12 protein-coding genes are annotated in these 11,745 nt (G+C 63.8%); 7 read left to right on the forward strand and 5 right to left on the reverse strand.

The window, feature by feature from the left end:
- Positions 1-9: 9 nt before the first annotated feature.
- Complete coding sequence (locus tag FPJ27_RS03375; protein WP_034184581.1) at positions 10-816, reverse strand: transporter substrate-binding domain-containing protein; 807 nt, start codon at positions 814-816, stop codon at positions 10-12.
- A 787-nt stretch (positions 817-1,603) separates the two neighbouring features.
- Between FPJ27_RS03375 and FPJ27_RS03380 the strand changes: the two genes are divergently transcribed.
- Entirely contained in the window at positions 1,604-2,683 is a 1,080-nt protein-coding gene (locus FPJ27_RS03380; RefSeq protein ID WP_204421255.1) for a PHB depolymerase family esterase, read from the forward strand.
- Positions 2,684-2,842: 159 nt separating this feature from the next.
- On the opposite strand, the gene FPJ27_RS03385 is transcribed toward FPJ27_RS03380, so the two are convergent.
- The 3 genes from FPJ27_RS03385 to FPJ27_RS03395 form a co-directional block, all read right to left on the reverse strand.
- Positions 2,843-3,406: an Hsp20/alpha crystallin family protein gene (locus FPJ27_RS03385; protein ID WP_204420838.1), complete on the reverse strand. Its 564-nt coding sequence runs from the start codon at positions 3,404-3,406 to the stop codon at positions 2,843-2,845.
- A 308-nt stretch (positions 3,407-3,714) separates the two neighbouring features.
- Complete coding sequence (locus tag FPJ27_RS03390; RefSeq protein WP_204420839.1) at positions 3,715-4,122, reverse strand: Hsp20/alpha crystallin family protein; 408 nt, start codon at positions 4,120-4,122, stop codon at positions 3,715-3,717.
- A gap of 15 nt (positions 4,123-4,137) precedes the next feature.
- On the reverse strand, positions 4,138-4,578 hold the full coding sequence (locus tag FPJ27_RS03395) for an Hsp20/alpha crystallin family protein (protein WP_072437744.1): 441 nt from the start codon (positions 4,576-4,578) through the stop codon (positions 4,138-4,140).
- Positions 4,579-4,827: 249 nt separating this feature from the next.
- On the opposite strand from FPJ27_RS03395, the gene FPJ27_RS03400 reads away from it, so the two are divergent.
- On the forward strand, positions 4,828-5,211 hold the full coding sequence (locus tag FPJ27_RS03400; protein WP_204420840.1) for a hypothetical protein: 384 nt from the start codon (positions 4,828-4,830) through the stop codon (positions 5,209-5,211).
- A gap of 1,022 nt (positions 5,212-6,233) precedes the next feature.
- Here FPJ27_RS03400 and FPJ27_RS03405 read toward each other — a convergent pair.
- Positions 6,234-6,617, reverse strand: coding sequence for a hypothetical protein (locus FPJ27_RS03405; RefSeq protein ID WP_239483135.1), 384 nt, complete (start codon positions 6,615-6,617; stop codon positions 6,234-6,236).
- A gap of 360 nt (positions 6,618-6,977) precedes the next feature.
- Between FPJ27_RS03405 and FPJ27_RS03410 the strand changes: the two genes are divergently transcribed.
- The 5 genes from FPJ27_RS03410 (at position 6,978) to FPJ27_RS03430 (ending at position 11,729) form a co-directional block, all read left to right on the forward strand.
- The gene (locus tag FPJ27_RS03410; RefSeq protein ID WP_072437743.1) at positions 6,978-7,196 is read left to right on the forward strand and encodes a type II toxin-antitoxin system PrlF family antitoxin; all 219 of its coding nucleotides are present in this window, start codon (positions 6,978-6,980) and stop codon (positions 7,194-7,196) included.
- Complete coding sequence (locus tag FPJ27_RS03415; RefSeq protein WP_204420841.1) at positions 7,196-7,606, forward strand: type II toxin-antitoxin system VapC family toxin; 411 nt, start codon at positions 7,196-7,198, stop codon at positions 7,604-7,606. The genes FPJ27_RS03410 and FPJ27_RS03415 overlap by 1 nt, the downstream gene beginning before the upstream one ends.
- A gap of 726 nt (positions 7,607-8,332) precedes the next feature.
- A complete protein-coding gene (gene rbsK / locus FPJ27_RS03420) occupies positions 8,333-9,259 on the forward strand; it encodes a ribokinase (protein WP_204420842.1) in 927 nt (308 codons plus the stop codon).
- Between the two features lie 41 nt (positions 9,260-9,300).
- Complete coding sequence (fucP, locus tag FPJ27_RS03425) at positions 9,301-10,674, forward strand: L-fucose:H+ symporter permease (protein ID WP_204420843.1); 1,374 nt, start codon at positions 9,301-9,303, stop codon at positions 10,672-10,674.
- Between the two features lie 2 nt (positions 10,675-10,676).
- On the forward strand, positions 10,677-11,729 hold the full coding sequence (locus tag FPJ27_RS03430; RefSeq protein WP_072437739.1) for an aldose 1-epimerase family protein: 1,053 nt from the start codon (positions 10,677-10,679) through the stop codon (positions 11,727-11,729).
- The last annotated feature ends 16 nt before the right edge of the window (positions 11,730-11,745 follow it).

The raw sequence follows: 11,745 nt of genomic DNA on the forward strand, positions 1-11,745 counted from the left end.
GGCGATCGCTCACAGGCCGGCAGGCAACGGCTGGCCGAGCCACTTCTTCGACATCGCGCTCAGCGTGCCGTCCTGCTTCGCATGTGCGATCGCGTCGTCGATCTTCGCGAGCAGGCGTGCTTCGTTCTTGTTCACGCCGACGAAGCACGGCGAATTCTTGATCACGAACTTGACCTCGGGCCGGCGCGGCGGATTCTTCGCGAGAATCGCTGCCGCGACGATGTTGCCGGCCGCGATCAGCTGCACCTGCCCGGACAGGAACGCCTGGATCGTCGCGTTGTTGTCCTCGAAGCGCTTGATTGTCGCGTTCGGTGCGAGCTGCGACAGCGCGATCTCCTCGAGTGCGCCGCGCGTAGCGCCGACCGTCTTGCCATTCAAGTCGGCGGGTGTGCTCACTTTCACGTCGGCCGGCCCGAACACGCCCTGGAAATACGGTGCGTAGGCGGTCGAGAAGTCGACGACCTTCTCGCGCTCCGGCGTCTTGCCGAGCGACGAGATCACCATGTCGACCTTGTTGGTCGTCAGATACGGAATCCGGTTCGCGCTGTTCACGGGCACCAGCTTCAGCTTCACGCCGAGCGATTTCGCAAGCAGTTCGGCCATGTCGATGTCGTAGCCCTGCGGCTGCATGTCCGTACCAACCGAGCCGAACGGCGGATAGTCCTCCGGCACCGCGACGCGCAGCGCGCCGCTTTTCGCAATGGTGTCGAGCGCATCGGCGCGCGCGGGCGCGGCGGCAAACAGCGCCATTACGGGCGCGGCAATCAGCGCAGCCAGCCATGCGCGTCGGGGGAACGGTCGGGTGATCGAATTCACGGTGAGTCTTCCTTGTCTCGTCTGTCGTCGGGCAGCGCGCAACCGTTGCGCGGCCATGCCCACTTCAGCAAAAACCGGGCCACCCCCGCTTAACGCTTCAATTGCCCGCAATTGCCTCCACATATGCCGAAACACATTCCTCATTTCGGTGCATGATTCGATGCCGAACGCCGCGGTTGCCCGTTCGCGGCGCGCGCCCATGCACCAAACCATCCGACCAGTCTGACCAGACGAATCGGCCGGCGGTCGCGGAAGGACACGCCGGCGCCCATCGGTCGATCCGGAATGCGCGAAACATCGAAATCGGAGAATCAGACGAAAGTCCAGCGCGCTCGGCATCCGCGGGCTTCGGCGGCCCCGGCTCGCCAGTCACCTTCGTTGTCCGGTAACGCACGGCGGAATCGCGGCAGACGGTCGGTCCGATTACGCTTCAGGCAAGTCCCGTTTCGAATCGCCGCCGTTCGATAGTCCTGCCAACCACCGAACGATCCGAGACACATTCCGCTTTTGCTCAGCGCAAGCATGCAGGGGCAACACATCGTTTTCGCCGATCGGCGACTCGAGCGCGGCGAACCGACTCGCGACGAGTTCGGACTGGAATGCGTGCCCGGCCCTGCCCGACACGCGCGCCAATGCAGCCGCCGATTCAACGCTCACCTGGATGGGTCGCGGCTTCGCCTGCCCGCCGCGCGCGGCTCTGCGTTAGTATGCGGAGTGTCGTTCGGGGTCGAACGCAAACCCGCCATCGACGCGTGACATCGACAGCGAAGTCTTGCTGCAAGCCTCCATGCCCAGGAAAAAGACCAGCGTCTGGCTCAGCGGTCTCCGTCTGCTCTCCAGCCTGACGGTCTCGCGGCCGAAGAAGAGGAAAACCGTCGCGCGCAAGCCGTCGACGGTCAAGCCCGCTCGCCCGGTCGCCGCGAAGCGCGTCGGCAAACCGCGCACGGGTCGCCCTCCATCGATGCGGACGGACGGTCGGTGGATACGCTCGTTTCACTCCGCGCCGCCATTGGCCGGTCGGCTCGTCAACCATCTCACGTACGCGTTGTATCTGCCGGCTACCGCGGCGTCGCCGACGGGGCTGCCCCTCGTCGTCATGCTGCATGGTTGCCGGCAGACCGTGGAGTCGTTCGCCGCCGGCACGCGCATTTGCAGGCTCGCCGATCGGGCCGGTTTTGCGGTGCTGCTTCCCGAGCAGGCGAAGACCACGCACCCTCACCGATGCTGGCATTGGCACGAGAACCTGACGCACTCCGAGGCGCCTGCCGTCGCATCGCTCGTCGCGGCGACCGTCCGGGAACACGGCTTCAACCATCAGCGCGTCTATCTCGCGGGCATCTCGGCGGGAGCCGGCCTCGCTGCGGTTCTAGGGATTCACTACCCCGCGCTCTTTGCCGCCGTCGGTCTACACTCGGGCCCGGTGTTCGGTGTCACCAGTTCCGCCATGACCGCCATGCGCGTCATGCGTAACGGCAGCCGTGAAGATCCGCTGCGCCTGATCGAGGCGTCGGTCGACGTATCCAGCTATCCGGGCATGCCTGCCATCATCGTCCACGGTGAGCTCGATGTCGTTGTCGCGAAGCGCAACGCCGCACAGCTCGGCATCGAATTTGCACGGCTCAACCGGCTGGTCGATGCGCAAGGCGAGTTACGCGTCGGCGAACAGCGAACATACACTCGCGATGCGGTCGACTACGTGGACTTTCTGAAGACCGGCCGGCTCGTCGTGAGGATCTGCATCGTTCGAGGCCTCGGTCACGCATGGAGCGGTGGCGACCCTCGCGAAGCGTTTCATTCAGACAAGGGCCCTGACGCGACGGCGATGCTGTGGGATTTTTTTCGCCGGCAGCGGCGCGGCGCGGCATGAAGCGTCCGCCGTATCATGGGATAAGCAGCGCGATATGCGTCGAGTGTCTCCAGCTTCATGCATTTCCGTAACGACCCTTCTACCTCGGCTGGCGACCGTCATCCATGGATTCGTTGCGTTCGATATCCACCCTCCACCGTGGCACTTTGCGTGCTTGCCCTAGCCGATATCGATCGTGCGACTCACAGTGTGCACCGGCTCCGATTTCGGCACGGTCAACGTGAGTACGCCGTTATCAAACTTTGCCAAGGTGTGGTCGGGGTCGGCGTTTTCCGGCATCGGGATCGTGCGCATGAAGCTTCCATGCGATCGCTCCAGCCGGTAGCAGCCGTTTTCCTCGCTGCGCACATCCTGCTTTTTCTCGCCGCGCAGCACGATTACCCCATCCTCGACGCTCACCGTCAGATCTTCGCGCTCCATTCCAGGCAGTTCGGCGGTCACGCGCAACACCTTTCCTTCATCGACGACGTCGATGCGCGGCTGGAAGCGCGATGAACTGAAATCGCCAAACCATCGTTCGAGCGCGCCACGGCCCGCAAATGGGTCGTGAAAGAACTCCTCCACTGCACGCCACGGTTCGCGTGAGAACAGTCGCGGAATGTCAGGCCACGGGGCCCGCCACTGTTCGCTTGCCGGCGGGCTTTCCGGGCCTTCTGCATCGGACTGGCGGGCAGCCCCGCGAAGGAACTTGAAGGGATTCCACTTTTTCAGATCGTTATCCATAGCGTCCTCCGATTCGGTTTCAACCTGCTTTGAGCGTGGCGCCCAGCCCATCAGGTAGCGAGCGCGCCCTGACCTCCGACTGCTCCAAGCACGTCGTGATCGATCAGTTTCAGCGCGTACCAGACCGCGTCGCGTTGCGTTTCGGCCGCGCGTGTCACGATCTTTCGCACGGGAATCGTACGGATTCGGATCGCATGTTCTTTCCAGGACTCCTGCATGACATCAGACACCGGTGCCACTGCTCCTGATTCGCAGCGGCGGCAGCGCGATCGCTCCCGCCGCTGCTTCTGACCTGCCGTTGCTGACGGTCAGGTGGACTTGACTTCGATGCGCCGCGGGCGCGCTTCGTCGCGGCGTGGGATCGTCAGCTTCAGCACCCCATCCTGGAGGCTCGCCTCGATCTTTGACGTATCGAAGTCCGGTGACAGCGTGAACGTCCGGGCGAAGTGCGGTTCGCGGACCTCGGCATGTTGCAGTCGCAGGTTTGCCGGCGTCGGCACCACCGCCTCGGCTTCGATCGAGAGGCTGCTGTCGTGAACCTTGACGTCCAGCTTGTCCTTCGTCACACCGGGCAGATCCGCCCAAAGTGTGACGCCCTGGCTGTCCTCGTATATGTCGACGGCCGGGACGAGAGTGATCCGGCGCATGGGCAGTTCAGTGTCGCGACGTGCTACGGTGGATTGGTCGCGTTCGGCCAGTTGGGTCGTGTCAGTCATGATCGTCTCCTCAGGCTACTGGACAGTGATGGCGCGCGGCTTGGACGACTCGCGCTTGCCGACACTGATCGACAGGCAGCCATTTTCGTAGCGCGCCTGGACCTTGTCGGGATCAGCGGTGTCGGGCAATTCGATGACGCGTCGGAAGGTGCCGACAAAGCGCTCCTGCGCATAGGTGCGCGTCTCGCTTCCCGTATCGGGTTGTGTCGATTTGCGTTCGCCGCTGATGGTCAGCAGGCCCTTGTCGATCGATACGTCGAGCGCGGCGGCATCGACGCCGGGCGCGAAGGCGACGATTTCGATCGACTCGTCGGTCGCACCGATGTTGATCTGAGGAAACGCGCCGAGCCGGCCGGCGCGGAGGCTGGACGGGAACCCGCCGAAGAGTTGCGCCATCTGCTGCTGCAGGCGGTCGAACTCGCTGAAGAGGTCGGTTCCGAAGTAAAGATCGCTCACGATCGTATCCTCCTTGAGTGCAGCCGGGAGGCGAACGGGCCTACGCGCTCCAGTTCGCCTGCCAGACTGCTGGCAAACAAATCGAAACACGCAGCGCGCGGAATGAAGCAACTCGCGCGTCTGCCTGAGCGAAACTTAAGATAGGAACTCTACGGAAAATTTCAAGGGGTGTCGGCGGATTTTCGCACTTGAAATTTCGGCGCTGGAACCTATCATCGCAGCGGCTTGGAACTGCATGCGGAGGACGCCATGGAATTCGACACGGACTGGCTTACGCTTGGCAGGCATCGTATCCGGCTGCGCTCGACGAAGGGCTTTCCGACCGAGACGATGCGCACTGTGACCGAGGTCGTCAGGCTCGCGATCGACAACAACATGAGCGCGCGGGCGCGACTCGTCGAGGTCGTCTGTCGGCAGGAGAAGACCTACGATGTGCTGGTCGGCACGACGATGGTGGAGGACAAGATTTGTGCACCGCAACTTGAAGCTGCGGTCGCGGTCGTGTTGGGCCTGTTACCTGGCCAGATCACCATCACGGTCTCTCACGTCACGCAGAAGGAGGTCGATCTACACTTTGGCGTGTACGAGCGAATGTTGTCAGAGAAGCTGGGCGCGGCACCGCCGATCCAGTGAGCGATCGGTCCGGCGCCTCGCCATGCGGCCGGTGCCGGCTCCCGCCTCGCGCCATGCGGACAAGGCGCGGACGTGGCGGCGCTGGTCGCGGAATGGGAGTACCACCATGAAAATAGGGTCACGCCGATTATTCGCCGCGGCTGCCCTGCCGCGGGCGCCGTCCCTGCGGCAGTGGTCGCTATTGCACCACTGCCGCGGGCATTGCCGATCCAGCAGGACATCCGGATCGGCGGGGCAACGCGCAGTTCGCGCCGGGAGACTATCCGTACGCGGCGTAAATCGCCGGGATAGTAACGCGCGGTGCACGTCACCGGACAGGTCGGTCGCGGCGCGAATCACGCGGATCGCCTCGCTCAGGAAGTACTGAACCGACACCGACTCCGAGGCCCGCGCTACGGTGTTGCGGTGAACATGCGCCTGATCGGCCAGCGTCTGCAGGTCGATGTTCAGGGCCGCCACATAGCGTCGGGCCGACAGCACGGGGGCTGCCGTGTCGGGTTCCCGCAGCGAGCTGAGAAAGGCCTCGAAGCTGGCGGGTGCGGCGCCGGCGGGCGTCGCTGCAGAGGCCGCTGGGCGGAGGGCGCGAGGGTGTTCATGGTGTCGCGCTCCTTTTATGCACTAGTTATAGACACCTATCGCGCACATTAGGCATCACCGAGGCACATTCAAGTGGCCGGTCGTTCAGGATGGCATATGTGGAAACCGAAGCTAACGACCTCGGACCGAACTCGCTGCGACTGGGTTCAGGTGCGGTGGAATCGACTCAATCGGGGAGTGAAAAATCACCCATCTGATAAGCCGAGTTATCAGATGCAGCACTTTTACGCCTCTGCCCTGCTGTGTGCTGGCGCCGGCCATGAAAAACCCGGCCGAAGCCGGGTTATGAGGGACGTGACCGTGGGTCGTCCAGGCGATTTCGCAGGACCGCTCAGCGGCGTGAGCGGCAGTGCGGTGCGGTCTGCTTCACGCCCGCAGCAAGGGCAAGCGCCAGGGGGGCCGGCAGTCAGACGGCCCGACCGCCCTTAGGCGGGCGGCCATGGCGACAGCACGCTGTCCCAGCACTCGAACGCCGTTTTGCCAACGAAGTTGTCGCCTATGCCATCTAACGAATCATTGGCGACCAAGCTGAGCACGCCTTGGTCGGTGCCGTTGTCGTCGACCACCCAGCTCCAGTTTTTATCCAGCGTATAGAGCCCTACCACGGTGCCCTGGCCGAGCGCGGACTTCGTGAACCCGAAGCGCGCGTGATTGAGGATATTGTCATCCGGCGGCTCAACGGCTGAATATGGGATCAATTTCGGCGGATCGTCCGGGCTTTGCATGATCCAGTTGTCATCCACATCGCTAAATACCCCCATCGGCGGATTCAGGGAAACATGCAGAACGCATCCGGTGTGTCTTTGCATGCGACGTAACAATCTCGGCCGAAGAAGCTAGTAACCAGCGATATCCACTTTTTGTTGTACACCGACCTGAACGCAATGCCCTGCAGAGACGATCCCATGGTTGCAACTCCTCGTAGTGATCCGTGATCGGCAGCATGCTCGGTCGTCGACATGGGCGCTTTTGCCAACGCGTGCGCGTTTTGAAGATTCGGCCCTCAACTGCCGAACGTTCAATATAGAGATTCGGCGCAAATTCGTATGATAAAACCGTGTCATGCGCTTGCTGGGTCGGGTCGCGCGAGGGGCGGTTACCGCTCGCGTCGAGCCGATTGCGAAGATCATCGCATCGCCTTACAATTACCTCAAATGTAAGGAGGAATCATGTTTGAAGCCACGCTCACCAGTAAGGGGCAACTGACGTTGCCCGCCGGGATCCGGCACGCGCTCGGCCTCGCGGCCGGCGTACGGATCGTGTTTACCCCGCTCGACGATGGGACGGTCATCCTGCGCGCCAAAACCCGCAGCCTGCTCGATCTGCAGGGCGCGCTACCGTCGAACACCAGTGTACCGACCGAGGTCATGCGGATGGGCGACGCCTGATGCCCAGTCTCGATACCAACGTCCTCGTGCGCTGGCTCACCAACGACGACGTCGATCAGGTCGCGCGCATCCGTGAGTTGTTCGCCGCGTCAGCCGGACAAGCCGAGGCGTTCTACGTTCCAGTGACCGTGACATTGGAAATCGAATGGGTCCTGCGTTCACGCTACAAGTTCAATCGGCAAGAGATCGTGACAGCACTCACGGCGCTGCTCGAGACGCGCGAACTCAGTTTTGAAGCGGAAGGCGCCGTTGAACGCGCCCTCCACTTGTACCGAGAGCACGGCGGGGATTTTGCTGACTGCCTGCACGTTGGCCAAAGCGGAGCCGCGGGTCGCGCACCGCTTCTAACTTTCGACCAGCGTGCGTCACGTTTGCCGGGTGCCCAGAATCTCGATCCACAGCTCAAGTAGTAGGCATTACAAAGCTCACCGACACGCACTGGATTCGATTTCGATCGGCCCGCCGAGGCCGTTGCCTCTCGCCCCGCTGAGTGTATGGGCGCTCGCAATTGAGCTTCAACCCCGTCTCAGGCGAAGCCACCTCACCCGCAGCCCCGCCCGAATCAAAGAACGTCCAGGCCCGCGTGTGACGCAATGTCCAATGAACCTGCCCGCCGGCACGTCGTCGCCAACGCAGGAAATACAGGGGCGCCGAAGTGGTGGCGGCGCCGTTTCTCGATCGCCGCGGTGGAGCGCTCAATTCCCTCTGGAGAACGCCGCGAGCGTAGAGCTTTCGCGCGACGTCCCGAAATGAAGGGGGAACATAGCCCTTAATATGTTTTCCTTCAGTTCTCGCGATTGAGCGCCACAACGTCGACGAGGCGTCACACGGTCCTTGCAGGTCTGTCGTCGTTCCGAACGGCGTCTATGTTGAACCACCCCGTGCGGTCGGCGTCCCGTGCATCCGTGCCACGCCCTTCGCCTTCTGTCACCCGCGAAGAGAGCGCCGACGCCAGTTATCCCACCTGCTCGCATTGAGTCGAGTCCCGCCCCAGCAACGCACGCCTCCATCCCAAATAGTGATCTTCCTAACATCACGAGATTGCTTTTTCACATTTAATGTTATTTTATTATCACTCGTAGCAGGCCGCTGCCGACCACGCATGCGGCGCACCCCATACCAAGGAAGAGACGCAGATGGAGACAATCGCCGTCATCGGCAGCAACATGGTCGACCTCGTGACCTATGTCGCGCGCATGCCCGCCCGGGGCGAAACGCTCGAAGCACCGAACTTCGAGCTCGGCTGCGGCGGCAAGGGCGCGAACCAGGCGGTCGCGGCCGCACGCCTCGGCGCGCGCGTCGTGATGGTGACGAAGGTCGGCGACGACGTGTTCGCCGACAACACGATCCGCAACTTCGAGCGCGAGGGGATCGACACCACGCATGTGCGCAAGGTCGCCGGCGTGCCGAGCGGCGTCGCGCCGATCTTCGTCGAACCCGATTCGAGCAACAGCATCCTGATCGTCAAGGGCGCGAACCGCCACCTGAAGCCGGCCGACATCGACGCGGCCGCGCCGGCGCTCGCCGAATGCGCGCTGATCGTGCTGCAGCTCGAGATCGAACTCGACACCGTCTATCACGCGATCGCGTTCGGCGCGCGCCACGGCATCCCCGTTTTGCTGAATCCCGCGCCCGCGGTGGCTGATCTCGATTTCGAGCGGATCCACTCCGTTGAATTCTTCGTGCCGAACGAAACCGAGCTCGCGATCGTGTCGGGCATGCCGGTCGATTCGCGCGACACCGCGGCGCGCGCCGCCGAAGCGCTGGTCACGCGCGGCCTGAAGCACGTGCTCGTCACGCTCGGCGACAAGGGTTCGCTGCTCGTGTCGCGCGACGGCGTGCGGCACGTGCCGGGCGTGCCGGTCGACGCGCGCGATACGACGGGCGCCGGCGACGCGTATATCGGCTGCTTCGCGCGCTGCTACGCCGCGTCGCGCGATGCGATCGACGCGATGCGCCACGCATCCGCGTACGCCGCGCATTCGGTCACCGGCCTCGGCACGCAGAAGTCGTACGCCGACACCGCAACGTTCGAACGCTTCCTCCGCGACGCCGGCCTCTGACCGGCGCCTTCATCGACGAGACAATTGGGAAGGAGACACCCGTGAGCCGAGCCAGAATCGAACACACACCCGACGGCTATTACCTGACCCGCACACCGCTTTTCGCATTCACGCTGCTGTGCTGCCTGTTCGCGCTGTGGGGCACCGCCGCGAACCTGAACGACGTGCTGATCGCGCAGTTCAAGAAATCGTTCTTCCTGTCCGACTTCGAATCGGCGTTCGTGCAGTCCGCGTTCTATCTCGGCTACTTCTTCCTCGCGATCCCCGCCGCGACCATCGTGAAGAAGTTCAGCTACAAGACGACGATCCTCGTCGGCCTGCTGCTCTACACGACCGGCTGCCTGCTGTTCTTCCCGGCTGCGTCGATGGCGAAGTACGGGATGTTCCTCGTCGCGCTGTTCGTGATCGCCGCGGGCCTGTCGTTCCTCGAGACGGCGTCGAACTCGTATTCGACACTGATGGGCCCACGCGACACCAGCACGCGGCGGCTGAACATCTCGCAGACGTTCTACCCGTTCGGCGCGATGGCCGGCGTGTACATGGGCAGCTTCCTGATCTTCAAGGAAGGCGATGCGTCGCATGCGCAGCTCGCGGCAATGTCGGCGGCCGACGCGCACGTGCACCAGCTCGCGATGATCCAGGCCACGCTCGAGCCGTATAAATGGCTGATCGTCGTGCTCGTCGCGGTGTTCATCGTGTTTGCGCTCACGCCCTACCCGGCCTGCAAGGGCAACGGGCCGAGCGCGGCCACGCACAGGATCGACGCGCGCGGCACGCTCGCGCGCCTGTTCGGCAACCGACGCTTCGTCGCGGGCATCGTCGTGCAGTTCCTGTACGTCGGCGCACAGGTCGGCGTGTGGAGCTTCACGATCCGGCTCGCGATGCAGATCGGCGGCCTGACCGAGCGCGGCGCATCGCGCTACCTGCTCGCGACGTTCTTCGCGTTCTTCGTCGGCAAGCTGGTCGCGACGCTCGTGATGAAGCGCGTCGGGCCGGCCAAGGTGCTGATCGTCTACGGCATCCTGTGCATCGCGCTGCTCGCGTACACGATCAGCGTGCATAACATCACGGCCGTCTACGCAGCAGTGTGCGTGAGCGTGTTCCTCGGCCCGTGCTGGCCGACGATCTACGGCCTCACGATCGACGGCCTCGGCAAGGACACCGAATACGGCGGCTCGATCCTCGTGATGAGCATCGTCGGCGGCGCGGTCGTGCCGCTGATCCAGGGGCTGATCTCCGACCATACCGGCGGCAACATGCAGCTCGCGTTCGCCGTGCCGCTCGCGTGCTTCGTCGTGATCGTCTACTACGGCGTCTACTGCCTGCGCCACCTGCCGGTCGCGACGCCCGACGCGGCAGCCGACGGCAACGCGCCCGCGCGCTACGCCGCGACGCGCACCACGTCGGGAGCGTAACCATGCGAGGCGAGATCGAACTGCGGCGCGACGACTTCCGCGACATGCCGCGCACGCTGTACCGCACCGACGGCATCACCGTCACCGCGTTCGCGTATCCGTCCGGCGTCGAGGCGCTGAAGCTCGAGAACCGCCGCGGCCACGTCGTCGTGTTGCCGTATCTCGGACAGATGATCTGGGCCGCCGCGTTCGACGGCCGCGACCTGACGATGAAGCACATGTTCCGGCAGCCGAAGCGCGCGGTGTCGATCATCGATACCTACGGCTGCTTCATGTTCCACAGCGGGTTGCTGCGCAATGGCTGCCCGGGCCCGGACGACACGCACGCGCTGCACGGCGAGATGCCGTGCGCGCCGATGGATCGCGCAAGCCTGATCGTCGGCACGGATGCGCAAGGCGCAACAGCCGAAGTGACCGGCGAATACGAATACGTGCAGGGTTTCGGCAGCCACTACGTCGCGCGTCCGTCGGTACGGCTCGCGGAACACGACGCGCAGATGACGATCGCGATGGACGTGACGAATCTCGGCGGCGCACCGATGGACCTGATGTACATGGCACACCTGAACTATGCATACGTGCCGGGCGGCCGTTTCGTGCAGTGGTTGCCGCGCGGCGGGTTGCGATTGCGTGAAAGCGTGCCCGCGCACGTGAAGCCTACCGCCGCGTGGCGCGACTACACGGCCACGCTCGCACGCGAACCTGAACGGCTCGCGACGCTCGATGCGCCCGCGCTGTACGACCCCGAGATCGTGTTTTTCATGAACGGTGCGGAAACGGATGCAGACGGCGTCGCGCATTTCCTGCTCGCGCATCCGGACGGCGGCGCATTCCATACCTCGTACCGCCCCGAACAGTTCCCGCATGCGACGCGCTGGATCCTGCACAACGCGGACCAGCAGGTCGCCGCGTTTGCGCTGCCGTCGACCTGCGAGCCGGAGGGGTATGAAGCCGAACGCCGCAAGGGCCATGTCGCGGCGCTCGCGCCGGGCGCGACGCGCCGCTTCGACGTGGTGACCGGCTACCTGAGCGCGGCGGAAGCACGCGATGCGTGAAGCGATGCGCGGCCGC

The sequence above is a fragment of the Burkholderia sp. MS455 genome (assembly GCF_016899445.1).
Lineage (GTDB): Bacteria > Pseudomonadota > Gammaproteobacteria > Burkholderiales > Burkholderiaceae > Burkholderia > Burkholderia pyrrocinia_C.